We start from the raw sequence: 25295 nt of genomic DNA, 5'->3' as shown, positions 1-25295 counted from the left end.
GATTCAATGGGATCGAGTTAATGCATTCCGGATATCGGTTGAGAAACGATCGGCAATGCTCCGTCACGCCGGCGATTGATGCCGGATAGGAAACGAATCGGCGCATTGTGTCGGTCGGTGTCATGACAGGCCGACATGCGCCGCCACCGTGCGCGAAGGCCGTTAGCAATCCGCGTTCCTGCGCATGCCCGCACGACGATGCATCGTCGCTTCGACGCTTCACCGGCTAAAGAGGCTCGACGAAGAGCGCGCGAAGCTCGAGCGGCCCGTTCGCGGCCGATTTGTCGCCGGACACGGTCATGCTGCAGGACGTGCTTTCAAAAAACGCCGAGGCGTTCCCGACGTCGTGAACGGTCACGGACTCGAAGCAGCGTTTCGCGCAAGCCAGCGGCAGACTTTCGCTTTGTTGCAGCTGCCCCCGCACGGTCATCGTCACGAGTCGGTCGCGGGGATCGAAGCGCGCTGTAGAGACGCGTCGAACGTGTGTATCGGGGGGCAGGAGCCGGCTACGGGCGGGCAATTTTTCTTGCTGAATATTTATAATCGCCCGCGGCTGAGCCTTTCCGCTCGCGCTGGGCGCAAATATCGCCCTAACTGATTTAGTATGAGCAATCTGCGCTCGGCGCGAGGGGCGCGCATTCGCGGTGAGGAGACCCATGCATCCCCGTAAGACTGCCCCTTACATCATCGTGGCGATTGCTTCCGTGATCGCATGCGCGCTCATGGCGCTATGCGTGCTGCAACTCTTGCAGAGCCGCGACGACGCGATGGAGCGGGCAAGGGAAACGTCACGCAACCTCGGACTGGTCGCCGAGCGCGACATCGAACGTAATTTGGAGTTGTACGACCTGTCTTTGCAAGCGGTCATCCATGGGTTGCAGCGCCGCGATGTGATGGACGCTTCGCCCGGTCTGCGCCGTGCGGTGCTGTTCGATCACGCGATGACCGCGCAATTTCTCGGCTCGATGCTCGTGATGGATGCAGGCGGCAATATCGTTCTGGATTCGGGCTATGACGAGCCGCGCAAGGGCAATTTCGCCGATCGGCGATACTTCACGGTCCACCGCGACAACCCGAACGTCGGACTCTATATCAGTGACCCGTTCGTCTCCCGTTTGCGTGGAGGAAAGCTCAGTATCGCGCTCACGCGGCGGATTTCGAACCCCGATGGATCGTTTGGCGGCATTGTCGTTATCGCGGTCAATCTTGATTATTTCCATCAACTCTTCGCCGGGCTTTCGCTTGGCAAGCATGGCTCGATTTCGCTCATCGGCGAAGACGGCAAGATGGTGATGCGTCAGCCGTACGATGTGCATACCATCGGCCGCGACATCAGCAAAGCCGCGACGTTCCGGCGGTTTCAGACCGCGCGCGAGGGCGCCTTCTCCGAAACGTCATCGATCGACGGCGTGCGTCGCCTGTACTACTTCAAGCATTTGCCGAAACTGCCGCTGATCATCATGGTGGCGGAGGCAGAGGAGGACATTTACGCCGCATGGCGGCAACGTGCGATCAAGATCGGCGGACTGGTCGCGACGTTCGGGGTGGCGTTCATCGCACTGTCCCTTCTGCTCGGTTCGCAGCTACGGCGCCGTATGCGGGCGGAGTCGGAACTCGTGCTGCTCGCCCGGACGGACGGTCTCACCGGCCTGAGCAATCGCCGCAGCTTTGGCGAGGTACTGGACCAGGAGTGGCGTCGCGCGCGACGTGCGCATTCCGTTTTCTCGCTGCTGTTCGTGGATGTGGACCGGTTCAAGGCTTACAACGACACGTACGGCCATCAGGCCGGGGACGATGCGTTGGCGGCTGTCGCGCGGTGCATCGGCGACAATATTCGCCGGCCGGCCGATACGGCGGCGCGTTATGGCGGAGAGGAGTTCGTCGTACTGCTTCCTGACACGCCACAAACCGGAGCGGCGCAGATTGCCGAGCGGATCCGCGCGGCAATCGATGCGTTGGCCCTCGAGCACGCCGGCAGCGAATACGGACGTGTGACGGCGAGCATTGGCCTGGCGTGCTGGATGCCGGATCAGGAAGGGCAGCCTGATGCCGTGATCAAGGCGGCGGACGAGGCGCTGTACTACGCGAAGGCGACCGGGCGGAACAAGGTCGCCGCGCTGCAGCCGGCGGAGTGACGGGGGGTGCTGCATTGCGTCGCTCGTTATAGAGCTGCCGCCAGCGTTCGATGAGCACCTGGCCTCGGCGCGGCTGCGGAACCATTCGCGGTTTAGCAATGCGTCTCGCAGTTTAGATGTATGGCTTCGCCATGTCTCCGTCCGGAATGCCGAGTCAGAGAATTGCAAGCAGCCGCAGTTGATGTTCGGTCTCGGTCCCTTTTACCAGCGCGTAGAACCGTGCCTCCCGACGCTCAGGCGCTGAAAGATTCTGCGTCTCGGAAAACGTATTCCAATCGTCGCCGTCGATGCACTCGAGTTTTCCGCGAGTGCGTGCAAAGGCAAGCAACAACCGGCTTGCGTCGCGTCGGATAACGATACGGTCTATATTCAACACATAGGGCCGCCAGCCACCCAACACAACGACGTAGTGAGGTATGGAACTTTGGTCGATCGTCATCGCCGGCGTGTCATTTTTTCGAGATGGTGTTAGCAAGTCAGACTCCTTCCAATGCGGCCATTCGTATAGATGTTCGATGCAGAAGAATGCGGTGAGCGATGCTTTTCCCGTTCGTTGGGTGACAGTGCGGATATTCAACCAAACTGTGACGTCAGCCACCCCTCCGCCCATTTCGTTGCGTACGCAATTGCATCGCCACGACTGTAGAAAACGGCCAGGTCGCCGCTAGCGTGCACTTCTCGCTCCGATCCATCCAAGAGGAACGTGGTGATTCTCGCGTGCGCGACGTACTGCTCATCGGCCCTGCGTGGTGTCGGATTGATTCGGAATCTTGTCGAATTGAAGAACATATGCGCCCAACTTTCGTGGTGAACTGAGCCATCGATGGAACAGCCGGAAATGGAATCAGTCGCAAGGAACGGTTGTTCGATGCTCGATGATCGAGCCAGCTATGAGGACGGCATCTTGCTGGCTTGCTGCTGATGCCCGGATGCTCGTCCCCGTGCGAGTATCGTCACTGTCAGACCTGCTGCCGAAGGTAGCGAACGCACTTTGACCGCAGATTCAACCGACTCAACAGCGCGCCTCGCGGCCGCGTTGTCGAATCGTCTTCCGTGCCGAGAAACTGTTCCGCACATGTGAACTTGTCTGCGGAGCTGACGGACTTCGCTATCTGAAGCGATGCGTGACCTATCCAGACACGATCGCGCCATTCGCATTTCGCACGATGGACGACGAGCCATGCCTGCAATGATTCAACGAGCTGAAATGGCGACAGCCACTCACGAGTTTTCCTTTGAGTGACGAGTTGCATTGCAACAAGGAAACAGAGCAAATCCACGTATCTGGTCGCGAAGCGCATGATGGTCGTCGTCTTGTTGTCGATACTCGCGAATGCTTCGGCACCCGTATCATCCCCGGGTACTGAGCGCCTTCTCTATTGCCGCAATCAACCTGAATGCATCGTCCCGACCAATCAGGAGGCCACGGCCAGTGTACTCATATCCGAACGCATAGAAGCTCGGCAGGAGTGTCACCATTTCCTTCTTTTGATCGAAATCTACTTCGCATTTTGTCAGCGGGAAAAACGGAGGAACATCGGCCGGCATATTGAACACGATGGTCCCCTAGTACATCTTGCGAGGCGGCAACATGTGCTTCGCGCGCCGGCGCTATCTGACAACGGCGCCGGCCTTTTTCCGCTTGCGTTCCGTCGTCGGCTTCTCGTAGCTCGTGCGGCTGCGCAACTCGCGAATCAGCCTTGTTTTCTCAATGCCGCGCCGAAATCGCCGCATGCACAACAAATTGCGTTGCGTTGGCGCGTGGCCTCAGCGTGCGCTGGAAAAGAACGCCTGACTGCGTCGATTGTCATCGATGATGTTCTCGGCATAGCGCACCGACGCTCGACGCGCGTCGCCGGCGTTGTCGAATGGCGATGCGTCGCCCAATCTGAAGGTCTGGCTCTGCGTCAGCGTATCGGTGGTGCCGCGCAGGCAAATCTTGACCGCCGCGTCGAATCCGGCGTCGTAGTTATGCGGGCAGCCGTTCAGCGCCGGCACGTGAGGATAAATGAGTGGATAAATCTCGAATCCACGATAGACATGCATGCTCATGACGAACTCCTGGCGTTCGGCCACGACGAGTCGCATGGGCGAACACATCCGGCCAGTATTCCCGTTATGGGGGGCCGATGGGTGAAGGGGACAACGTTGCAGCGCGAAGGAGGGGCGATGCAGCAAGCGGAAGGCTGGAGGGGCGAACGTCAGAGGACGACTGGTCGCTCGGATGAGCCCATCATACGCGCATCGCTTGCTTTGCGTTCAATTTATTCGGGAGTGGCACAAAGGCGCACCACACATGAGCGGAAGGTGTGGGAACGGCTTGCTAGATGAGGGGGCGTTGTCGCCTGTCTGGCCGGCGTTCGGGCCGGCGCATGCACCCCATGCGCATGCGGCGACTGTCGTGCCGTTTTCTAGTGTCACGCAGAAGTTGCTGTCTGGATGCACTTCCTCGACGACGCCATCCGGACCCGCGAGCGTTATTGTGGAGCAAGCGAGCGTTTCTTTGAATGTGATTTCGTGACGGAGAGAGGCTTGGGTGGCACCCAGTTTAATGCGGTGCCCAGCTTTGGCAGGATCATGGCTTGCTTGGCACGGGGAGGCGCCTTGTTACTGCGAGGCCAGCTTCGGGTCATGGGGGTTCTCCTGCTGCGCCACTCGCTTGGATCGGTGAGCGCTATGTGTGCGATCGCGCTGGTGCGGCCTAACATGCGCGCGGCGTGCGACATTGGGGTATAGGCACACGCCCGGAAGCGATGGCCTGATGCAAATCGGACGGCCATGCCGGGCCTGCGTCGAGTCGCCCATGCGACGCCGGGTTTGGCACGTGAAGCGGCCGCGATGTGCCGCTCCGTCGATGGGCTGAGGGTTCGGCGATTACAGCGGGGTAATGTTCGAGGCCTGCAGGCCTTTGGGGCCGCTCTTCGTTTCGTAGCTGACTTTCTGACCTTCCGCGAGGGTCTTGAAGCCGTCGCTGCGGATTTCCGAGAAGTGGGCGAACAGATCATCGCCGCCTTTGTCGGGGGTGATGAAACCGAAGCCTTTGCTGTCGTTGAACCACTTGACGGTACCGGTATCCATGTTAGATCTCCTGAAAATAAACGAGCGCATGTGCCCCGAATGAACGAGGAAAAAGAAATCAAGGAGGGAGAGGACAACGAATACCGCAGGCTGCGGTCGATGATGAGCAGCAATCGCGCTTCTTGAATACTTCAGCGGCCGACAGTACGCGTCGTCAAGAAATGTGTCAAGCGCTTTTGAACGCGGCAGAGCAAGTGACTGAAATTCGGTCGGCGACTGCTCACCGACGTGACTGCTTGCTCTTAGGGAGCCATCCCTGTTGTTTCGTCTGCGACCGGCTGTTCGGGACCGGCACCCGCCCATCCGCAAAAGCACAAGCGTAGGTTTGTACGCCGGGCTTGTCAGATAAAGAGCAGGTACTGCTGCATCATTCGAGTGACAGTTGCTGATACCGCTGTAGGGTGCGTGCTCGTGTGACTGCGAAAAATTGATTGGGTAACCTGAATTTACCAGTGGTCCCCGTGGGGGTCGACCACCTCTCATTGGCCGCGAGAGGGGGCAACCCGGCGGGAGCGTAGGTTGCCGCGCACAGGCCCGGCTCTTGAATACACCAACGCCGTACCCACTGGGGTATCCACGATGCTGGCCGTGTGTAATCGACAAGTCGTGGACATGACATGTGGGCGCAGGCAAACCCCTATCCTCTCAAATGTTTCATTTCCTCGGCTTCCACCGCGGCAAGCCGCTCTTCGCTTGCGGAAACAGATTCCATGGCTTCGTTGATCGATGCCAAAGCGAACTCGCAGGCTAGTTTCGTTGCTTCAACGGTCGGCTCCGGCTCCTCGTCGTCGCTTGGCGGAGGAGACAGCATGTCTTCGAGCATCATGGCCAGTTCTTGGGTATCCCATTGGTCGCCCCTTTGCTCCTTCCTCTTTATGTAATGCCGAATTTCCGCGTCTTGTTCGCTCGAGAGCGGGAGGTGTCGAAACGTGTTGCTTGGGCTGGCGTCAATCATGATGTTGCTCCGAATCGTGAAGTCGGCTTGCTGTACCTGCCTCCCGGATTGCGCGTGAAGAGGGGCGAGCTTGATTCTCCAATACAAAGGATTGCTTATAGACAATCTGTTGATGAAGGCCTGCTGCGTTTTTTTCAAGGAGTCTGATCGCTCGTCTGATATGTACCAATTCGCGTTCCACGCTGCAGTGCCAACTCATCTTCGCCGCCTTTTGATCGAGACCTGCAATTTGAATTGATGCCCAGCGAGAGCACTAGGGTTCACTTGAACGGGCTGCGCAGGAGCCGGTTCCGAGGGACGTATGCCGCACGACGTGGCGGACTGAAGAGACGGAAAATACCGTGCACAACCGCGGGAGGCCCAAGCTGGAGGGAGGAGCCATCGATTTGCACATGCGGCCCGCATGAGGCCATCATACGCGCCTCGCCGGAGGGGGCAGCCATTTTATTTCGGCCGTGACCAGGAGTGTAGATGCAATGTCGCTGCATCATGTCGAGATCGGTCGGTAGCGCTAGCGTCGGCATGCGGCCATGGGCACTCTAGAGACCGAACATCGCGCCCGCTGAAATAAGGGCGGAAGCTGCCTATCGTCTAGCTTACCAGGAGCAGTTTCCGACGCCATCCGGAGTAGGTGCGGCCGAGAGGGGGGGGCGCGAGCGGAGCTGTCACCGCCCTGAACCATGCGTGTGCCGGATTCGCTGGCTGGCGGCCGTCGTAATGGGTCGGCAGCGATTCGCTTGTAGACCAGTATCGAGATGCGCGGGCTGGCGCTTCGGACGATGCAATTCGAAGAATCTCGGTCACCCTGCTACCCGTTCCGTGTATAGTGGGCCTCCCCTTGTGGAGTAATCAACATGCCGACATATCCGCTTCTTCTCTACAAGGGGTTCGAACTTCATCCTCTTGTATTTTCCCGTACGTTTATTCGCTTTGACAGACATTCCCGTTATGCCGAAGGGTATGACATTGCGGTGCGCATATGTCGTCCGGCCTCGATAGCAAGCTCCCCCGGTAGTCGTATTTTCCGGCTGAACCAGCCCCACACGTTCTCCGACTTTGGAGTTGCGAGACGCGCAGCACGGCAACAAGGTAAGGACATCGTCGACGGGAAGGTGGGCGGGGCTTCAGTCGCCGACTTATGAAAGCGCAGCAGTGGCGCCAGAGCAATTGACCATCGCAACTGTCCCTTTGCCTGTTTCACGGTCGTTTTTGGGAAAGGAGCCGCAAGGACCTTTGCGATGGTATCGGCCGTGCAAGTCAACCTGGATGGAATCTCGCATCGTCTCGCGCTGCGCGCGGTCATCCAGGTGTGCTCAACGCTGAGCGCAGTGTTTCGCGTTGCGAGGCACACCATCTCCTGTGTTCGTTCGCGGGTACCTCGGCGCGCCTATTACGGTCGCGAACGATGCTTGCCTCCATTCCTGGCCCACCTTTGGTTTGTCAATGCCGGACATCAAACCTGTCGAAGTCGAATGACGGAAGTGTCGATAACGGCCTATCCCCAAAAAGCACGAGCGCAGGTTTTGGCGTAGGTTTGTGCGCCGGGCCTTGTCAGATGGCGCAGGTACTGCTGCATCGGTCACCAACAGGGGGACATCTGCTGCGCCGCCGTCTTGGGGTTGGAGTGCTTCTCGCTCGACGTCGTCGAGCCAATTTGCCCACGCTTGCATCAGCCACGCGTCGCTGACTCCGCGAAAAGTGGCTTTGCCTTCGTTGATACGTGCCGACAGCAATTCGTGCCGAGCATGTGACTGGTGCGGTCCCTTCTTGACGAGTTCGTGGGCATCGTCACGCGCAGCGCGCGTCTTGAAGGCTGATCGTGGGATATTCGCTAATCGGGAAGAGGTTTTCCTTCCCGGCAATCCTGTATTTGTAACGCCAGAGCTTGAAGCCGGACGGCTTCACCAGCAGATACCGTCCATTGCCGTCGGTAAGTTTGGTAGGCTTGTCGCCTGCCTTCGCTCGTCGGATTTTGACGTCGGCGAGTGATACGGTGAGAAAGCGGCTATCTTCCGTGAAGATTTCAATTGATGCCCTTTATTACCCGTTTTTTCGACCGGACGAGATCTCGAGCGAACGGAGAGTCGAGCGGCGGGCGGGCGTAAGATGCCCGACTGGCAAGGGTTCCACGCGAATCGCCGAACCAACACGAACAGGAGCAACCGAAGTGATCAGACATATCGTCATGTGGAAGTTGAAAGAATCCGCGGAAGGCGCCACGCGCGCGCAGAACGCGCTGAAGCTGAAGGAAAAGCTCGAAGGCTGCCGCGACCTCGTGCCGGGCACCCTGCAGATCGACGTCGGCCTGGCGACGCCCGGCCTCGACGCGACCGCCGACATCGTGCTCGTCTCCGATTTCACCGACAAGGCGGCGCTCGACGCGTACCAGGTGCATCCGGTTCACCAGGAAGTGAAGAAATTCGTCGTCGCGGTGGCCGAATCGCGCGAGTGCGTCGACTACATCGTCGACGTCGCACGATGAGCGACGCGGCAACCCCGACGGAAGGCCCGTCGATCGAAAGCCCGTTCGTCGATCTGCTCGGCGTGCAGCTCGTGTCCGCGAAGGATGGTGCGAGCGAGATCGTGCTGCCGCTCGAGGAGCGCCACATGAACACGTGGAGCATCGCGCACGGCGGCGTGACGATGACGCTCGCCGATATCGCGCTCGCGATGGCGGCGCGCAGCCTGACCGACGACGGCGTCGGCGTCGTCACGGTCGAGATGAAGGTGAACTTCATGCAGCCGGGCCGCGGCGAGCTGCGCGCTTACGGGCGCGTGATGCACCGCTCGACGACGATGGCCTACTGCGAAGGCGAAGTGCGCGACAGCGACGGCAATTTCGTCGCGAAGGCGCTCGGCACGTTCAAGTACATGCGGCGGCTTGCGGTCGGCCGCGACATCAAGCGGCAACGCTCGCGCACGGCGCCGGACGCCCATCCCGGCCCGAGCGACGCGTAAGCATCCGCCACGCGCGGCCCTGTCTCTTCGATGCGGCAGGGCCGTTTCGTTTGGCGGCATGGAATGCCGGCACACGGCGCGGCGCGCCGCGTGTCCGGCCCCCGCGTGGCATCATGTCACGCTTGTCCGTTCACGGCGCCCCGCCGGCGCCGTCCACTCCGATGCCGCTGAATCCGAAGATCGCCCAGGTGCTCGACATGATCGAGCGCGCGAAACGTCCGTCGTATCACCACCAGACGCCGCAGCAGGCGCGCGCCGCGTACGAGAAGAGCGCGCCGATCCTCGACGTCGCGCCGGCGCCGATGCATTCGGTGGAGGAATGCGTGGTGCCGACGCGCGACGGCCGCACGATCGGCGCGCGGCTGTATCTGCCGGTCGCGCCGAGCCTGGCGGAGCCGCTGCCCGCGCTCGTGTACTACCACGGCGGCGGCTTCACGGTCGGCAGCGTCGACACGCACGATGCGCTGTGCCGGATGTTCGCGCACGATGCGCAGTGCGCGGTGCTGTCGGTCGCCTACCGGCTCGCGCCCGAGCACAAATTTCCGACCGCGGTGAACGACGCGGACGACGCGCTGCAATGGCTGCATCGCGAGGCAGCCGCGTTCGGCATCGACGCCGCGCGGCTGGCTGTCGGCGGCGACAGCGCGGGCGGAACGCTCGCGACGGTCTGCGCGGTGCTCGCGCGCGACGCGGGCATTCGTCTTGCGCTGCAGCTTCTGATCTATCCGGGCGTGACACGTGACCAGGACACCGAGTCGCACGCGCGACTCGCCAGCGGCCACCTGCTGACGCAGGACACGATCCAGTGGTTTTTCACGCAATACGTGCGCGATCGGGCGGATCGCGACGACTGGCGTTTCGCGCCGCTCGACGGCACGCGCGATGCGCCGTCGTTCGCGGGCGTCGCGCCGGCGTGGATCGCGACGGCCGAATACGATCCGCTGAGCGACGAGGGCGCCGCGTACGCGGACAAGTTGCGTGCGGCCGGCAACGCGGTCACGCTGGTCTGCTATCCGGGAATGATCCACGAATTCTTCAAGATGGGCGGCTACGTGCCGGAGGTGCGGGTCGCGCATGCCGATGCGGTCGCGGCGCTTAAGGCCGCATTCGACGAGGTTTGACGGCGGGCGCCGGAAGGCGCGCGCCGCGGGAGGATGGCGATGACGAACGGCGTGGGCAGGGTGGAAACGGGCGACTGGACGGTGCTGGGCGGTGACGCCGCGCGGATTCGCGACGCGGTGTTCGTGCGCGAGCAGCAGATTCCGCCGGAATGGGAACTCGACGACGACGATCCGCTGTCGCTGCATGCGGTCGCGTACCGGACCGACGCGGCGACCGGGCTGCGCCGCGCGGTCGCGACGGGGCGGCTGTTGCCGTCCGGCACGATCGGCCGCGTCGCGGTGCTGGCCGACATGCGCGGGCAGGGTGTCGGGTCGGCAGTGCTGAATGCGCTGCTGGACGCCGCGCGGCGCCGCGGCGAAGCAGTCGTGCGGCTGTACGCGCAGGATTCGGCGGTGTCGTTCTATCTGCGGCACGGCTTTGCGGCGGTCGGCGAACCGTTCGTCGAAGCCGGCGTCCCGCACGTCGAGATGGCGCGCGCGCCGTAGCGCGCCACGTGTGCGCTCAGCGCGGCCGCGCCGCGTCGATATCGAACGTGAACGTGCGCTCGAATGCGCCGGGGCGGACGGTGCGGTGCGAGCCGTCGTCGTCGCTGCGTTCCTTGACCTCGACCGTCAGCCGCACGCCTTCCTTCATCGTGACGCGCAGCGCGGTCGTGCCGCGCGTGCCGTATTCGGGCGTCTCGATGAACGCGGCCGACAGCGCGCGTTCGCGCTCGATCGGAATGCCCGTGTGCGGCAGCGCGTCGTCGTCCGCGACGTGCGGGTCGCGCATCAGCGCGATCAGTTCGTCGAGCGACGGGGTCGGGTTGTCGGTGAGCAGCGTGCCGAGTTCCGCGCGCTTGCGCACCACTTTCGGCCAGGGCGTATCGAGCCGCGCATTCGACAGCGCATGCACGCCCGGCGCGATCGCGACGGGCGCGGCGACACGGCTTTCGCCTTCGGGCGCGCGGTTGCAGAACCACGCGAGTTCGCGCCGGCGCCAGTCGCCGACGAGCAGGTTGAAGCCGTTGTACACGGCCGCATGCTCGGCAAGCTGCGCGAGATAGTCGAGCGGCGCGACAGGCGAGCCGCCGAGAAAGTCGGAGACCAGCTTGCCGCGGGTCGGCGCGCCCGCGCGGATGTCGAACGGCGCGCGGTAGTTGGTCAGCGCGGCGAAGCGGCCGTCGCGCGAGACGCCGAGCCACGTGCCGCCTGCTTCGAGATCGCGGCCGGCCAGTACGCCCGGCACGTCTTCCCACCAAGAGAGCGGCGCGCTGGTCCGGCGAAAGAACTCGTCGCGATTGGCGGCGAGGGTAAAGACGGGACCGGCGGCGGCATCGGGCTGCCAGTCGAAGGCAATCAGACACATCGGGCGAATCTCTCGCAGGAAACGTCGCGCGCCGGCTGCGACTCGCGAGCCGGCGCGCGAACGGGTTGTCAGTGCATCACGCTTCGGTCGGCCACGCGTACGGCAGCGCGTCGAACGCGAGCGCCGGGCCGTCGGCCGAACCGAGGTGCACCGTGCCGCTGTCGAGCGCGGCGAGCTTGATCTCGACGAGCGCGTCGACGCCGCCCGCCGGCGCGGCCGCCGCGTTGACGACCATTCCGCACGGCTGGCCCGGGTCGTCGCTGTGGAACAGCTCGACGCCGGCATGCACGGTATCGGTCTCGCCGGCGACGTGCGCGAGCGCGGTGCGGCGCTTGATCGTGCCGCGGTACTGGCTGCGCGCCACCACTTCCTGGCCCGGGTAGCACCCTTTCCTGAAGTTAACGGCACCGATCACGTCGAAGTTGACCATTTGCGGGACGAACTGTTCGACGGCCGGCTGCGTGATGCGCGGCTCGCCCGCGCGAACGTCGAGCCAGTCCCACACGGCAGGCGACACGACGGGCAGCGTGCCGGCCAGCGCGGCGAGGCGCGCGTCGACCTCGGCGCGCGGGCCGATCCACAGATAGCGCTTGCGGCCGGCCGCATCGGGCACGCGGATCAGCGCGCCGGCCGGGCCGTCGACCTTCACGTGCACGCCGTCGGGCAGCGCATCGAAGATGCCCGACAGCGCGTCGCGCACGTCGCCCGCGAAGCCGGCCACCGCGAGCGCGTCGCTGGCGTCGGTCAGCTTCGCCTTCGCGCGCAGCACGAACATCGACAGCCGCTTCTGCACGGCCGGCTGCACGTCCTTCGACACGAGCAGGCGCACGTCGTGGCCGGCGCGCCACGTGAGGAACGACGCGAGCAGGCGGCCCTTCGGCGAGCAGTACCCGGACAGCCGCGCGCTGCCGGCATCGAGGTGCTCGATGTCGTTGGTGAGCTGGCTGTGCAGGAACGTCGCGGCGTCGCCGCCGGCCACGTCGATCACGCCGAACTGCGGCAGCGGCATGCAGGCGCCCGGCGCGTCGAAATCGGCGGCGGACGGGCGGGGGAAAACGGGGAGCGAGGCAGATGCGGCCTGGGCAGCCGGTGAAGCGAACGGTGTGCTCATGGAATGAGGGAACAGTCAACCCTGACTTTGACGGAGGCGAGCAAGTATTATATGGGTCTTACCTGAGTCACGTTTCCATGTCCCTACTGAAGAAATGCGCCGCGACGATCGTGGCGCTGGCCGTCGTTGTGGCCGCTGCCGGCGCGGGCGGCGGGTATTACTGGGCGACCCGGCCGCTGTTGCTGGGCGCGGCATCGCTCGACGTCACGATCAAGCCGCGCAGCAGCGTGAAGAGCGTCGCGCTGCAGCTCAAGCGCGGCGGCGTGCCGGTCGAGCCGTTCGCGTTCGTCGCGATGACGCGCGTGCTCGGGCTGTCGAGCCGGCTCAAATCGGGCAACTACGAATTCAAGACCGGCATCACGCCTTACGACGTGCTGCAGAAGATCGCGCGCGGCGACGTGAACGAGTACGTCGCGACGGTCATCGAGGGCTGGACCTTCAAGCGGATGCGCGCGGAGCTCGACGCGAACCCCGATCTCGCGCACGCGACGGCCGGCATGAGCGACGCCGAGCTGCTGCGCGCGATCGGCGCATCGGAGAGCGCGGTGCAGCGCGGCAGCGGCGAGGGGCTGTTCTTCCCCGATACCTACCTGTTCGACAAGGGCACGAGCGACCTGAACATCTACCGGCGCGCGTACCGCCTGATGCAGACGCGCATCGACGAGGCATGGGCCGCGCGCACGCCGGGGCTGCCGTACAAGACGCCTTACGAAATGCTGACGATTGCGTCGATCGTCGAGAAGGAAACGGGCCACGCGGCCGACCGCGCGTTCGTCGCGGCCGTGTTCGCGAACCGGCTGCGCATCGGCATGCCGCTGCAGACCGATCCGTCGGTGATCTACGGGCTCGGCGATGCGTACGACGGCCGTCTGCGCAAGCGCGACCTGCAGGCCGACACTCCCTACAATACCTACACCCGACGCGGGCTGCCGCCCACGCCGATCGCGTTGCCGGGTGTCGCCGCGCTGCAGGCGGCGATCAATCCGGCGCCGACGAGCGCGCTCTATTTCGTCGCGAAGGGCGACGGCACGAGCGTGTTCTCGGACACGCTCGGCGACCACAACAAGGCCGTGGACAAGTACATACGAGGTCAATAATGGCGAGCGGTAAATTCATCACGTTCGAAGGCATCGACGGGGCGGGGAAGACCACCCACCTGCAATGGTTCTGCGAACGCCTCCAGGGCCGGCTGGCCGCGGCCGGCCGGCAGGTCGTCGTGACCCGCGAGCCGGGCGGCACGCAGCTCGGCGAGAAACTGCGCGAGATCCTGCTGAACCAGCCGATGGATCTCGAGACGGAAGCGCTGCTGATGTTCGCCGCGCGTCGCGAGCACCTCGCGCTCGTGATCGAGCCGGCGCTCGCGCGCGGCGACTGGGTCGTGTCGGATCGCTTCACCGACGCGACGTTCGCTTACCAGGGCGGCGGCCGCGGGCTGCCGCGCGACAAGCTCGAGACGCTCGAGCGCTGGGTGCAGGGCGGTTTCCAGCCGGACCTCACGGTGCTGTTCGACGTCGCGCCGCAGGTCGCGAGCGAGCGTCGCGGCGCCGCGCGCATGCCTGACAAGTTCGAAAGCGAGTCCGACGCGTTCTTCTCGCGCACGCGCGCCGAATACCTGCGGCGCGCGGAAGAGGCGCCGCACCGCTTCGCGATCGTCGACGCGACACGATCGATCCCGGAGATCCGCCAGCAGCTCGAACGCGTGCTCGCCGCGCTGTAACCCGCAAGGAACGCACCCCATGATCTATCCGTGGCAAACCGACGACTGGAACCGCCTGCAGCAACTGCGCGCGCAATGGCCGCATGCGCTGTTGCTGCACGGTCAGGCCGGGATCGGCAAGCTGCAGTTCGCGCAGCATCTCGCGCAGGGCTTCCTGTGCGAATCGCCGCAGCCGAACGGCGAGCCGTGCGGTACCTGCGCGGCCTGCAACTGGTTCTCGCAGGGCAACCATCCGGACTACCGGATCGTGCTGCCCGAGGCGCTGGCGGGCGAGGCGCCGGGCGCGGCCGACGATGCGAAGCCCGCCGACGCGGACGAAGGCGGCAAGAAGACGCGGGCGCCGAGCAAGGAAATCAAGATCGAGCAGGTGCGCGCGCTGCTCGACTTCTGCGGGGTCGGTTCGCACCGCGGCGGCGCGCGCGTCGTCGTGCTGTATCCGGCCGAGGCGCTCAATGTCGCCGCGTCGAACGCGCTGCTGAAAACGCTGGAGGAGCCGCCACCGGGCGTCGTGTTCCTGCTCGTGTCGGCGCGCATCGACCGCCTGTTGCCGACGATCATCAGCCGCTGCCGGCAGTGGCCGATGACCGTGCCGGCGCCGGAGGCCGCCGCCGCGTGGCTCGCGGCGCAGGGCGTGGACCACGCCAGCGCGCTGCTCGCCGAAGCCGGCGGCGCGCCGCTCGCCGCGCTGGCGCTCGCGAGCGACGAGAACCGCCCGCTGCGCGATTACACGCTGGGGCAACTGGCCGCCGGCGCGGGCTGCGATCCGTTCGCCTGCGGTGAAGCGCTGCAGAAGCTGCCGGTGCCGCTGGTGCTCGGCTGGCTGCAGCGCTGGCTGTACGATTTGCTCGCGCAGCGGATGGCCGGCGCGCCGCGCTACTTCCCGACGCACGCGGCTGCCCTGGCGCGCTGCGCGGAAGCGGTCGACGCGAATGCATTCGCGCGCTTCATGAAGGCCGTGACGCGGCAGCGGACGGTCGAGAACCATCCGCTCAACGCGCGGCTCGTATTCGAGGAATTGTTTCTCGGATATCGGGAAATGTTTGCTTGATCCGATATTGTTTCCGATGGGTTGCGAAACGATGAGCGGATCACGCGGCGGCGCGACCGTGGCCGGCCGGCCCGCCTGCGTCGCCCGGTGCCGCATGCCGGCGGGCGCATGAGCGCCCGTCTCACGTATTCAGGAAACACGATGTTCGTCGACTCTCACTGCCACATCAATTTCAAGGGCCTGGCCGACCGCCTGCCGGCCGTTCTCGATAACATGCGCGAGCACGACGTCACGCACGCGCTGTGCGTGTCGGTCGATTTCGAGACGCTGCCCGACGTGCTCGCGATCGCCGAAGCGCACGACAACGTGTACGCATCGGTCGGCGTGCATCCCGATCACGAGGACGCGTGCGAGCCGACGCTCGCGGAGCTGGTCGAGCTGGCCGCGCATCCGAAGGTCGTCGCGATCGGTGAAACCGGCCTCGACTACTACCGTCTGGAAGGCCGCTCGATCGCCGACATGGAATGGCAGCGCGACCGCTTTCGCACGCATATCCGCGCGGCGACCGCGACGATGAAGCCGCTGATCATCCACACGCGTTCGTCGTCGGAAGACACGCTGCGCATCATGGCCGAGGAGCGCGCGGACGTGCCGGGCGGCGTGATGCACTGCTTCACCGAGCCGTGGCCGGTCGCCGAGCAGGCGCTCGCGCAGAACTTCCATATCTCGCTGTCGGGCATCGTCACCTTCAAGAACGCGACCGACGTGCAGGACGTCGCGCGGCGCGTGCCGCTCGACCGGCTGCTGATCGAGACCGACTCGCCGTACCTCGCGCCGGTGCCGTATCGCGGCAAGCCGAATGAACCTGCGTACGTCAGCCATGTCGGACGCTTTATCGCATCGGAGCGCGGGATCGCCGTCGAGACGCTCGCCGATGCGACGACGCAGAACTTTTTCCGGCTGTTCAAGATCGCCCGCTAACGACGCGCGCGCAGCCGACAACCCAGGGAAGGAGCCCACAACAATGACGAAGCCGACCAACCATCTGCCCAAACGCGCACTCGTTGCAGCCGCATTCGTCGCGAGCGGCCTGTTCGCCGCCGCCGGCGCGCATGCCGAGTCGCTTGACGCGATCGTCAAGGCCGTCAAGTTCGACGACATCGCCGATATCGGCAAGCAGCTCAAGAGCGGCAAGCTCGACCCGAACACGATCGCGCCGAACGGCGACCCGATCCTCGTGATCGCCGCACGCGAGAAGTCCGACAAGGTCGCGGCGGCGATCGCCACGACGCCGAACGTCGATCTCGAGAAGGAAGACAAGGCCGGTGAAAACGCGCTGATGCTCGCGTCGCTGAACGGCGACCTCGGCCTCGTCAAGCTGCTGATCGACAAGGGCGCGGAAGTGAGCAAGAAGGGCTGGGCGCCGCTGCACTACGCGGCGACCAACGGCCAGGACGCGGTCGTCAAGGTGCTGCTCGACCACGACGCGTACATCGACACCGCCTCGCCGAACGGCACGACGCCGCTGATGATGGCCGCGCGCGGCAACCATGCGTCGACGGTCACGCTGCTGCTCGACCAGGGCGCCGATCCGCAGGTGAAGAACCAGCTCGGCATCACCGCGCTCGAGTTCGCGAAGCACTACAACGCGCCGGACGCGATCGAGATTCTGAGCAAGCGGACGACGCGTATCGGTGCGGCGACGCCGGCAGATGCTCAAAAGAGTGCAAAATAACGGTTTTTGGTGCGGCGGCGCGTGTCCGCCCGGCCGGCTTTCCGGCCGGAGCAGGGCATCCGGCGCCGCACCGGCCAAGGCAGCAGGCGGTCTCCGGCCGCATTGACATAAGAAGGAACACCATGTTGCGCGCAATGTTTTGTGCCGCGGCGTTTGCCGTGCCGTTGTCGGCGGCGGCTTTCACGGGCGCGGATCTCGACCGGCTGTGCGCGAAGACGGACGTCAAGTCGCGGGCGTCGTGCGCGGCCTATATCGAAGGCGCCGCCGACGGCGTCTATAACACGATCGATGCGATCGGCGGCACCACGGGGCCGCGCGTCGGCCAGTACTTCTGCCTGCCGCCCGACATCCGGGCGCAACAGATGACGGACGCGGTGCGCAAGTACATCGCGGAAAATCCGAAGCTGGCCGACTACAACGCGAGCACCGCGGTGTCGCTCGGTCTCGGCAAGGCGTTTCCCTGCAGGAGCGGAAACTGATCTGACGCCGTGTCCGGGCGCGTGCGTGGCCCGGACGTCGCCGACGCATCCAGGACGAAGCCTGTGCGCTTCATCACTCGAGGGCGCCGATGATTTCAATCGAGGAACTGCAGCGCATCGCCGATGCGCCGTTGCATTCGTGGCTCGGCACGCTGGGCGTGTCGGTCATCGTCATACTGGTCGTCACGGTCGTGCACCGCCTCGGCGCACGCATCGTGAAGCGCATCGCGCAGCCGTATCCGCTGATGAGCGCGATCCTGCGCTACATCGACAAACCGTCGCTCGTCGTGCTGGCGCTGCTGGCGCTCGAGTTCCTCTGGGTCCAGGCGGACGACGGCATGTCGTTCGTGCGCGGCATGCGCACCGCGGCCGCGGTCGGCTCGATCGTGTCGCTCACGTGGCTGCTCGTGCGGCTCGCGGCCGGCGTCGGCGACGCGATCATCCAGGCCCATCCGATCGATACGGCCGACAACCTCCAGGCGCGGCGCGTCCATACGCAGGCCAAGGTGCTCGTGCGGACCGTGATGGTGCTGATCGTGATCATCGGCACCGGCGCCGCGCTGATGACGTTTCCGAACGTACGCCAGATCGGCGCGAGCCTGCTGGCGTCGGCCGGTGTGGCCGGGCTGGTCGCCGGTATCGCTGCGCGACCGGTGCTCGGCAACCTGATCGCGGGCTTGCAGATCGCGCTCACGCAGCCGATCCGGCTCGACGACGTGGTCGTGATCCAGGGCGAGTGGGGGCGCATCGAGGAAATCACCGGCTCGTTCGTATCGGTGCGGCTGTGGGACCAGCGGCGTCTCGTCGTGCCGCTGCAGTGGATCATCGAGAACCCGTTCACGAACTGGACGCGCAGCAGCGCGGAAATCATCGGCACCGTCTATCTGTCGGTCGACTACCGCACGCCGCTCGCGCCGCTGCGCGAGGAACTCGCGCGGCTCGTCCATGCCGCGCCCGAATGGGACGGCCGCGTGCAGGTGCTGCAGGTGACCGACGCGACGGAGCGCACGATGCAGCTGCGCGCACTCGTCAGCGCGGCCGATTCGTCGTCGTGCTGGGATTTGCGCTGCCGCGTGCGCGAAGGGCTGATCTCCTATTTGCAGAACCGCTATCCGCAATGCCTGCCGCGCAGCCGGATGGAACTGTATCCGCACGAATCGGCGCCGGACGCGCCGAATCCCGAACGGCCGCATGCGCGGTCGCCTGCCGCCAGCACGGCGGCCAACACCGCAGCCGATCCGCAGGCTGTCGACGGCCGCTGAGCGCGGCCCGGCGCCTGCTGCGATTCCCCGTTTCCCATTCCCATGACCGCGCTGAAGACGCTCGCCATCGCCAATTACCGCTCGCTGCGCGAGCTGATCGTGCCGCTCGCGGCGCTCAACGTCGTCACGGGGCCGAACGGCAGCGGCAAGTCGAGCGTGTACCGCGCGCTGCGGCTGCTCGCCGATACCGCGCAGGGTCGCGTGATCCCGTCGCTCGCGCGCGAGGGCGGCTTGCCGTCGACGTTGTGGGCCGGCCCCGAGCGCTTTTCGCGCGCGATGCTGGCCGGCGAGGCGCCGGTGACGGGCACCGTGCGCAGTGGCCCGGTGAGCCTGAAGCTCGGCTTCGCGTGCGACGATTTCGGCTATTCGATCGATCTCGGCCTGCCGCTGCCGAGCCATTCGCAGTTCGCGCTCGATCCGGTGATCAAGCGCGAATGCATCTGGGGCGGCGCGGTGCCGCGCCCGTCCACGCTGCTGGTCGACCGGCAGGGCGCGCAGATCCGTGCGCGCACTGCATCGGGCGACTGGCAGACGATTCCACAGCCGGTCGCGAGCTTCGACAGCATGATGACCGAATTCGCCGACCCGACCGGCGCGCCCGAGATGATCGCGATGCGCGAACGGATCCGTTCGTGGCGCTTCTACGACCATTTCCGGACCGATGCGCAGGCGCCGGCGCGCCAGTCGCAGATCGGCACCCATACGCCGGTGCTCGCCGATGACGGGGCCGATCTGGCCGCCGCGCTGCAGACGATCCGCGAAATCGGCGACGCGGCGGCGCTCGACGCGGCGATCGACGACGCGTTTCCCGGCGCGTCGGTCGAGATCGACAATCCGGGCGGCCGCGGCCGCTTCGACGTGCTGATGCGCCAGCCGGGGCTGCTGCGGCCGCTGGCGGCGGCCGAGCTGTCCGACGGCACGTTGCGGTACCTGCTGCTCGCGGCTGCGCTGCTGACGCCACGGCCGCCCGCGCTGATGGTGCTGAACGAGCCGGAGACGAGCCTGCATCCCGATCTCCTGCCGGCGCTCGGCCGCCTGATCGCGCAGGCGGCCCGGCACTCGCAGGTGCTGGTCGTGTCGCACGCGGCGAGGCTCATCGCGACGCTCGAGCGCGAGGCCGGCTGCGAATCGCTGGTGCTCGACAAGCAACTCGGCGCGACCGCGCTCGTCGATGCCGATTCGCGCGACCTGCCGGCGTGGAAGTGGCCGTCGCGTTGACAGGCCGATCGCGTGCTGGGGGGGCGGGATCCGGCGTCCGGCGGCGCCGGATCGGCCCCGGTCGGCCCCGGTCGGCCCCGGTCGGGCCCGCGGGGAAGCGGCCCGGGGCCGATCGGTCGAATGTATCCGGTCTGTAACAACCCCCAAAAAATGCAAGACCTGCGGTTCCGCTTCCCGGGATCGCGAATAATAATGAGATATCCGGCTGGCGCCACGCCGGCCGGTACGGCAGGGACAGGGAACGGCGCGCGAGTGCGGCCCGGCCGGGCCGTAACGGACAGGACACAGGAGACGTGGACCATGAGAATTGCCCAGATCGCCCCGCTGACCGAATCCGTGCCGCCGAAGCTGTACGGCGGCACGGAGCGCGTCGTGTCCTACATCACCGAGGCGCTCGTCGAGCTCGGCCACGACGTGACGCTGTTCGCGAGCGGGGATTCGACGACGCGGGCGAAACTCGAGCCCGTGTGGCCGCGCGCGCTGCGGCTCGATTCGTCGATCCGCGACCGCGTCGCGCCGCACATGCTGCTGATGGAGACGGTCGCGCGCCGCGCGAAGGATTTCGACGTGCTCCATTTCCACATGGACTATTACTCGTTCTCGGTCTTCAACCGGCAGGAAACGCCTTACGTGACGACGCTGCACGGCCGGCTCGACCTGCCCGAGCAGCAACCGGTGTTCGACACGTTCAACACGGCGCCGGTGATCTCGATTTCCAATTCGCAGCGCCAGCCGTTGCCGCAGGCGAAATGGCTGACGACCGTCTATCACGGGCTGCCCGATACGCTGTACATGCCGCAGCCCGTCGAGCCGCGCTATCTCGCGTTCCTCGGCCGCATCTCGCCGGAAAAACGCGTCGACACCGCGATCCGCATTGCCCGCCAGTGCGGGCTGCCGATCCGGATCGCCGCGAAGATCGACACGGCCGACCAGGAATACTTCGAGCGCGAGATCAAGCCGCTCTTCGCGTTGCCGCACGTCGAATACATCGGCGAGATCGCCGATCACGAGAAGGCCGAATTCCTGTCGGGCGCGCATGCGCTGCTGTTTCCGATCGACTGGCCGGAGCCGTTCGGCCTGGTGATGATCGAGGCGATGTCGTGCGGCACGCCGGTGATCGCGTTCAACCGCGGCGCGGTGCCCGAAGTGGTGGACGAGGGCGTCTCGGGTTTCATCGTCGAGGATGAAATCAGCGCGGTGGCCGCCGTGAACCGGCTGCACCTGCTGCCGCGTGCGCGCGTGCGGCAGCGTTTCGAGGAGCGCTTCACGTCGCGCCGGATGGCGCAGCAGTACGTCGACGTGTACCAGTCCGTGATCCGCGCGCAGAAACGCTCGCGCTTCAAGGTGATCGACTCGACGACCTGATCGGCCTGGCCAACCTGACCGACGTGGCGCGCGGCGCCGGCGGATAAAAAAACGGCGATGCCCGCAAGGACATCGCCGTTTGCGCATGCCCCGCGCGCAATGCGCGCCGGCAGTGCGTCGACGTCAGATCTTGAGCTTCGTGACCTTCGTGCCGTTGATCGACACATCGCCCATCAGACCGGCGTTGGTCAGCACGACGACCTGGATCGGCGCCGTGGCCGTGTTGGAGTCGACCGCACCGTTCGCGCCCATCTTCACGAGTGCGACCGATGCGCCGGCGCCGGCTGCCCAGCCGTCCGAGTTGCGGAATTCGTCGAGCGCCTGCTGCGTCATGAACAGGAACACGACCGCCTTCGACTGCGCGCCGGCCTGCAGGCCGACCGACAGCGACGACGTGTTGTAGTAGCCGACGGTGCTGCCGCCGACGCGCAGCGCGCCGTTGCCGGACTGGGCGCCGACGATGAAGCCTGCCTGGAGCACTTCGGGGAAGACCAGCACGCCGCGCGATTTCGCGACGAGCTCGCGCGAACCCTTGACGGTGGAGTACATGCGCGACAGCGTGGCGTCGACGCTCGCATCGATCGACTGGCGTTTGGACGCGTTGGTCGCGGCGTTGTCCGGCTTGTCCGGGGTGGTGGTGCAACCGGTGAGCGCGAGGCTACCGACGATCAGCGCGGCGGCGGCTTTGAGCACAAGAGTCCGTTTTTGCATCGTTGTTCTCCATCGGATGATGTTCGGAGTGAGTCTCGCTCAAGGAGCGGATCACGTCGGCAGTTATATCACAGCGGATTAGGGCCTCTTTTCGTTGCCGTGTGAAAAAGCGTCAAATCGCGCGGGGGTGTCGCGGCGCGCCAACGGACGAAGCGGCGCCAACGCGCGCCCGGCGCGGGGTCGGCGTGCGGCGAACGCGCGCGGCGAACGCGAGCGGAGAGCGGCGGCGCTTGCAGTGTGCGTCGGTGTCAGTGCGTGACGGGCGGAACGGGCGGCTTGATCGGCGGGCGGCGCAGCGCGCGGCGGATCAGCGCGATCACGACGCCGCATGCGAACAGGAACGCGGCCGGGACGACCCAGTAGCCGACGAACGCATGCCACAGGTAACCGGCGAGCGTATTGCGGCGCACCACGTATTCGTCGCGGGCCGCCTGCTGGCGCGGCGCGTTGGCGGCGAGCACGTCGGCCGGGCAGCCGGCCGCGCGCGCTTCGTCAGGATCCCCGTGGCACTTCGCGGCGGCGCCGGCGGCCTGCTGCGCGTCGGTGAGCTGCCAGGTGGTCAGCGCAAGCTGCAGGTCCGCCTTGTTGTACGCCATTTCCTCGCGGATCTCGCGCACGGCGATGATCGCGACGGGCACCGCCCAGAACACGATCACGATCAGCCAGCGGCGGAACCAGCGGTGTTGTCTCCATGCCATCCAAGCCTCCGTTTGACGCGCGTGCGCGTCTGTCTCGAGGGCGGCCCGATGGCGCTTCTTGGTCTTGGGTGGGCCGCGTTGCAGCCATCATAGAAGAAAACGCGGCGAATTGCCGCACCATGTGGCGCCGCCGCGGCGGCGGACCGGAAAAACGGGGTGGGAAGGGCAGGAATGCGTCGGTCGATGCGCGTGCAACGAAAACGAAAAATGCCGCGCCCGCCGAAGCGGGGCGCGGCATCCGAGACGGGAGCGCCGGAATTCAGGCGGCCGGCTGGTTGCTCAGGCAGCTCTTCATGAACGCCTTGCGATCGTCGCCCTTCTTGCCGGTGGCCTGCGTGTTGCACGCCTTCATCTTTTCCTGCTGCGTCATCGCCTTCGCGGGCTTCGCCGACAGGCAGTCCTTCATGAACGCCTTGCGTTCGTCGCCCGTCTTGCCGGCTGCCTGCGTGTTACAGGCCTTCATCTTGTCCTGCTGGCTGTTCGCCGCGAATGCGGGGGAAGCCAGCATGCCGCCGAGAAGCACTGCGGCTACGAGCGATTGGATTTTCATTTCGACACTCCCATGGGGTGAATTGCGTGTGATCGACGCCGTCATGAAGCACGACGCGATGAGGACAGGGCCACATCGCACCACACGTTCCGATTATGGCAAATCAAGGTGAAAACACCAGAACGGCACTTTCTATAACGTTGCGGACGCCATGCCCGTTGACGGCGCACGCGGCCGGCAGGTCGGGACAAACCATGATGCGGGGCGGCCGGCACCGGCCGCCGCGCCGGAACCTGCCGGCACATGGCCGGGAGCCATTACAATCGCGGCCATGAATACACCGAACACCGCATCCCCTTCGTCCGCGGCGGCGCTGCCGCGCATCGCCGTACTCGCCACCGGCGGCACGATCGCCGGCGCCGCGCCCGACGCGGCCAGCACGGCCGGCTATCAGGCCGGCGCGCTCGGCGTCAATTTTCTGGTCGACGCCGTGCCGGCGCTCGCGTCGGTCGCACGCATCGACGCCGAGCAGGTGGCCAGCATCGACAGCAAGGATCTCGCGCTGCCGCTGTGGAATACGCTCGCCGCGCGGATCGACGCGCTGATGGCCGATCCGGCCATCGACGGCATCGTGATCACCCACGGCACCGATACGCTCGAGGAAACCGCATACGCGCTGCATCTGGTCGTCCGGGGCGACAAGCCCGTCGTGCTGACGGCCGCGATGCGGCCGGCGACCGCGCTGTCGTCCGACGGCCCGCTGAACCTGTTGAACGCGGTGACGGTGGCCGCCCATCCGGCCGCGCGCGGGCAAGGCGTGCTGGTCGCGTTCAACAACCGGATCCATGGCGCGCGCGACGTCGTGAAGACGAGCACGTATGCGGTCGACGCGTTCCAGTCGCCGGAGCTTGGTGCGCTCGGTTGGGTGCAGGACGGTCGCGTCGAATTCGCGCGCCGCGTCACGCGCGCGCGCGACGCGCAACTGGCGATTGCCGTGACCTGGCCGACGGTCGAAGTCGTCGCGAGCTATGCGGGCGTGACGCGCACGGCCGTCGACGCGCTCGTCGCGGCCGGCGTGCGCGGCCTCGTCGTCGCGGGCACCGGCAACGGGTCGATCCATGCGACGCTGCAGACGGCGCTCGCCGATGCGGTGAGCGCGGGCGTGGCGGTGGTCCGTGCATCGCGCGTCGGTTCGGGGCACGTGATGCGCAACGGCGCCGCGAGCGACGATGCGCTCGGTTTCGTGAGCGCGGGCTCGCTCCATCCGTTCAAGGCGCGCGTGCTGCTGATGCTCGCGCTCGCGAACGGCATTCACGATCGCGACGCACTGCAACGCGCATTCGACACGCTGTGACCGATGGCCGCCGCTCGGGCGGCGCGCGGCGCGCATAAAAAAATGGCAGGCCAAGGGCCTGCCATTTTTGCGTCAGTGCTGCGCGAACGCTCAGGACTGCGGCGGAATCACGAGCTTCTGGCCCGGGTAGATCCGGTCCGGGCTCGACAGCATCGGCTTGTTCGCCTCGAAGATCGCCGGATACTTGTTCGCGTCGCCGTACACTTCCTTGGCGATCGCCGACAGCGTGTCGCCCGGCTTCACGTCGTGGTATCGCACTTCCGGATCGTCCGGCTGCAGATTGTCGTCGTTGACGCCCGCGACACCCTGCACGTTGCCGGCCGCGACCTTGACCTTCGCCTTCGTGTCGAGATCGGCGACGCTGCCCGACAGCGTGACCGTGCGCGATGCGCCATCGAATGCGACGGTCAGGTTCGACGTGTCGAGACCTTGCGAGTTGATGTAATTCTTGATCGCATCGGCCGCGGTCTGGTTCGCGGCATTCGGATCTTCCGCTGCCTGTGCATCGGCGTGACCCAGCAGTTTTTCACCCGCCTCCTTGATAAACGAAAGAAGACCCATCGTTGCACTCC

The 25295-nt window shown here is 65.4% G+C and carries 30 protein-coding genes and 2 pseudogenes; 17 read left to right on the top strand and 15 right to left on the bottom strand.

Annotated elements, in window-relative coordinates:
• Positions 1–211: 211 nt before the first annotated feature.
• Both CFB81_RS36495 and CFB81_RS09585 read left to right on the top strand, forming a co-directional pair.
• A pseudogene (locus CFB81_RS36495) lies at positions 212–484 on the top strand (IS3 family transposase); the annotation flags it as partial.
• A 172-nt stretch (positions 485–656) separates the two neighbouring features.
• The gene (locus tag CFB81_RS09585) at positions 657–2135 is read left to right on the top strand and encodes a sensor domain-containing diguanylate cyclase (protein WP_069617792.1); all 1479 of its coding nucleotides are present in this window, start codon (positions 657–659) and stop codon (positions 2133–2135) included.
• Here CFB81_RS09585 and CFB81_RS36870 read toward each other — a convergent pair.
• From CFB81_RS36870 to CFB81_RS09545, 8 genes and pseudogenes are all read right to left on the bottom strand, one after another.
• Positions 2056–2261 (bottom strand): annotated as a pseudogene (locus tag CFB81_RS36870) (integrase core domain-containing protein); the annotation flags it as partial. The gene CFB81_RS09585 and the pseudogene CFB81_RS36870 sit on opposite strands and share 80 nt — an antisense overlap.
• Before the next feature lie 28 nt (positions 2262–2289).
• On the bottom strand, positions 2290–2574 hold the full coding sequence (locus CFB81_RS09580; RefSeq protein ID WP_069617793.1) for a hypothetical protein: 285 nt from the start codon (positions 2572–2574) through the stop codon (positions 2290–2292).
• Between the two features lie 134 nt (positions 2575–2708).
• Positions 2709–2924, bottom strand: a complete 216-nt coding sequence (locus CFB81_RS36490) for a hypothetical protein (protein WP_084044169.1) — start codon at positions 2922–2924, stop codon at positions 2709–2711.
• A gap of 561 nt (positions 2925–3485) precedes the next feature.
• Complete coding sequence (locus CFB81_RS09570; RefSeq protein WP_069617794.1) at positions 3486–3692, bottom strand: hypothetical protein; 207 nt, start codon at positions 3690–3692, stop codon at positions 3486–3488.
• A gap of 54 nt (positions 3693–3746) precedes the next feature.
• The gene (rpsU, locus tag CFB81_RS09565; RefSeq protein ID WP_084044170.1) at positions 3747–3869 is read right to left on the bottom strand and encodes a 30S ribosomal protein S21; all 123 of its coding nucleotides are present in this window, start codon (positions 3867–3869) and stop codon (positions 3747–3749) included.
• Between the two features lie 33 nt (positions 3870–3902).
• On the bottom strand, positions 3903–4187 hold the full coding sequence (locus tag CFB81_RS09560) for a hypothetical protein (protein WP_089435361.1): 285 nt from the start codon (positions 4185–4187) through the stop codon (positions 3903–3905).
• Between the two features lie 822 nt (positions 4188–5009).
• Positions 5010–5213, bottom strand: coding sequence for a cold-shock protein (locus tag CFB81_RS09550; protein ID WP_069617796.1), 204 nt, complete (start codon positions 5211–5213; stop codon positions 5010–5012).
• A gap of 637 nt (positions 5214–5850) precedes the next feature.
• A complete protein-coding gene (locus CFB81_RS09545; protein WP_069617876.1) occupies positions 5851–6168 on the bottom strand; it encodes a hypothetical protein in 318 nt (105 codons plus the stop codon).
• Between the two features lie 854 nt (positions 6169–7022).
• On the opposite strand from CFB81_RS09545, the gene CFB81_RS36485 reads away from it, so the two are divergent.
• Positions 7023–7310, top strand: a complete 288-nt coding sequence (locus CFB81_RS36485) for a hypothetical protein (RefSeq protein WP_084044171.1) — start codon at positions 7023–7025, stop codon at positions 7308–7310.
• A 646-nt stretch (positions 7311–7956) separates the two neighbouring features.
• Here the strand turns inward: CFB81_RS36485 and CFB81_RS36865 are convergent.
• Positions 7957–8139 (bottom strand): Arm DNA-binding domain-containing protein, encoded by a 183-nt coding sequence (locus tag CFB81_RS36865; protein ID WP_373452646.1) that lies wholly within the window; start codon positions 8137–8139, stop codon positions 7957–7959.
• A gap of 196 nt (positions 8140–8335) precedes the next feature.
• On the opposite strand from CFB81_RS36865, the gene CFB81_RS09530 reads away from it, so the two are divergent.
• From CFB81_RS09530 to CFB81_RS09515, 4 genes are all read left to right on the top strand, one after another.
• A complete protein-coding gene (locus tag CFB81_RS09530) occupies positions 8336–8650 on the top strand; it encodes a Dabb family protein (protein WP_012328683.1) in 315 nt (104 codons plus the stop codon).
• Positions 8647–9126, top strand: coding sequence for a PaaI family thioesterase (locus CFB81_RS09525; protein ID WP_089435154.1), 480 nt, complete (start codon positions 8647–8649; stop codon positions 9124–9126). The genes CFB81_RS09530 and CFB81_RS09525 overlap by 4 nt, the downstream gene beginning before the upstream one ends.
• A gap of 161 nt (positions 9127–9287) precedes the next feature.
• On the top strand, positions 9288–10247 hold the full coding sequence (locus tag CFB81_RS09520; RefSeq protein ID WP_089435153.1) for an alpha/beta hydrolase: 960 nt from the start codon (positions 9288–9290) through the stop codon (positions 10245–10247).
• Positions 10248–10286: 39 nt separating this feature from the next.
• Positions 10287–10733, top strand: a complete 447-nt coding sequence (locus tag CFB81_RS09515) for a GNAT family N-acetyltransferase (RefSeq protein WP_069617878.1) — start codon at positions 10287–10289, stop codon at positions 10731–10733.
• Between the two features lie 16 nt (positions 10734–10749).
• Here the strand turns inward: CFB81_RS09515 and CFB81_RS09510 are convergent, their stop codons facing one another.
• Together CFB81_RS09510 and CFB81_RS09505 are read right to left on the bottom strand one after the other, a co-directional pair.
• Positions 10750–11595, bottom strand: coding sequence for an NRDE family protein (locus CFB81_RS09510; RefSeq protein WP_089435152.1), 846 nt, complete (start codon positions 11593–11595; stop codon positions 10750–10752).
• Positions 11596–11671: 76 nt separating this feature from the next.
• Positions 11672–12706: a folate-binding protein YgfZ gene (locus tag CFB81_RS09505; RefSeq protein ID WP_089435151.1), complete on the bottom strand. Its 1035-nt coding sequence runs from the start codon at positions 12704–12706 to the stop codon at positions 11672–11674.
• 77 nt (positions 12707–12783) lie between these two features.
• Between CFB81_RS09505 and mltG the strand changes: the two genes are divergently transcribed.
• The 9 genes from mltG to CFB81_RS09460 all read left to right on the top strand — a co-directional run bounded on the left by mltG (position 12784) and on the right by CFB81_RS09460 (position 21470).
• Positions 12784–13803, top strand: coding sequence for an endolytic transglycosylase MltG (gene mltG / locus CFB81_RS09500; protein ID WP_069617843.1), 1020 nt, complete (start codon positions 12784–12786; stop codon positions 13801–13803).
• Entirely contained in the window at positions 13803–14423 is a 621-nt protein-coding gene (tmk, locus tag CFB81_RS09495) for a dTMP kinase (protein ID WP_006478605.1), read from the top strand. Before mltG ends, tmk begins: the two co-directional genes overlap by 1 nt.
• A 19-nt stretch (positions 14424–14442) precedes the next feature.
• The gene (locus tag CFB81_RS09490) at positions 14443–15471 is read left to right on the top strand and encodes a DNA polymerase III subunit delta' (protein ID WP_089435150.1); all 1029 of its coding nucleotides are present in this window, start codon (positions 14443–14445) and stop codon (positions 15469–15471) included.
• Positions 15472–15612: 141 nt separating this feature from the next.
• Positions 15613–16392, top strand: a complete 780-nt coding sequence (locus CFB81_RS09485; RefSeq protein ID WP_089435149.1) for a TatD family hydrolase — start codon at positions 15613–15615, stop codon at positions 16390–16392.
• 43 nt (positions 16393–16435) lie between these two features.
• Positions 16436–17146 (top strand): ankyrin repeat domain-containing protein, encoded by a 711-nt coding sequence (locus tag CFB81_RS09480; RefSeq protein ID WP_069617846.1) that lies wholly within the window; start codon positions 16436–16438, stop codon positions 17144–17146.
• 122 nt (positions 17147–17268) lie between these two features.
• Positions 17269–17625: a Rap1a/Tai family immunity protein gene (locus tag CFB81_RS09475; protein ID WP_006485939.1), complete on the top strand. Its 357-nt coding sequence runs from the start codon at positions 17269–17271 to the stop codon at positions 17623–17625.
• A gap of 89 nt (positions 17626–17714) precedes the next feature.
• Positions 17715–18887 carry a mechanosensitive ion channel family protein gene (locus tag CFB81_RS09470; protein WP_089435148.1) on the top strand — a complete coding sequence of 391 codons (1173 nt, stop codon included), beginning with the start codon at positions 17715–17717 and terminating at the stop codon, positions 18885–18887.
• Positions 18888–18929: 42 nt separating this feature from the next.
• Entirely contained in the window at positions 18930–20105 is a 1176-nt protein-coding gene (locus tag CFB81_RS09465; protein ID WP_089435147.1) for an AAA family ATPase, read from the top strand.
• Between the two features lie 300 nt (positions 20106–20405).
• On the top strand, positions 20406–21470 hold the full coding sequence (locus CFB81_RS09460; protein ID WP_089435146.1) for a glycosyltransferase family 4 protein: 1065 nt from the start codon (positions 20406–20408) through the stop codon (positions 21468–21470).
• Positions 21471–21593: 123 nt separating this feature from the next.
• Here CFB81_RS09460 and CFB81_RS09455 read toward each other — a convergent pair whose 3' ends face one another.
• From CFB81_RS09455 to CFB81_RS09445, 3 genes are all read right to left on the bottom strand, one after another.
• Positions 21594–22181, bottom strand: a complete 588-nt coding sequence (locus CFB81_RS09455) for a YSC84-related protein (RefSeq protein WP_050013250.1) — start codon at positions 22179–22181, stop codon at positions 21594–21596.
• Positions 22182–22429: 248 nt separating this feature from the next.
• Positions 22430–22879 carry a membrane protein gene (locus CFB81_RS09450; protein WP_012328676.1) on the bottom strand — a complete coding sequence of 150 codons (450 nt, stop codon included), beginning with the start codon at positions 22877–22879 and terminating at the stop codon, positions 22430–22432.
• Positions 22880–23138: 259 nt separating this feature from the next.
• Complete coding sequence (locus CFB81_RS09445; RefSeq protein ID WP_011549641.1) at positions 23139–23429, bottom strand: PsiF family protein; 291 nt, start codon at positions 23427–23429, stop codon at positions 23139–23141.
• Positions 23430–23700: 271 nt separating this feature from the next.
• Between CFB81_RS09445 and CFB81_RS09440 the strand changes: the two genes are divergently transcribed.
• Complete coding sequence (locus tag CFB81_RS09440) at positions 23701–24723, top strand: asparaginase (RefSeq protein WP_089435145.1); 1023 nt, start codon at positions 23701–23703, stop codon at positions 24721–24723.
• 90 nt (positions 24724–24813) lie between these two features.
• On the opposite strand, the gene lysM is transcribed toward CFB81_RS09440, so the two are convergent.
• Entirely contained in the window at positions 24814–25284 is a 471-nt protein-coding gene (gene lysM / locus CFB81_RS09435; RefSeq protein WP_069617851.1) for a peptidoglycan-binding protein LysM, read from the bottom strand.
• Positions 25285–25295 lie beyond the last annotated feature (11 nt).

Origin of the sequence: Burkholderia sp. AU28863 (assembly GCF_002223195.1) — a bacterium.
Taxonomy (GTDB): Bacteria; Pseudomonadota; Gammaproteobacteria; order Burkholderiales; family Burkholderiaceae; genus Burkholderia; species Burkholderia sola.
The sequence above is the reverse complement of the archived record's forward strand: the minus strand, read 5'-3'. Positions and strand labels throughout refer to the sequence as shown.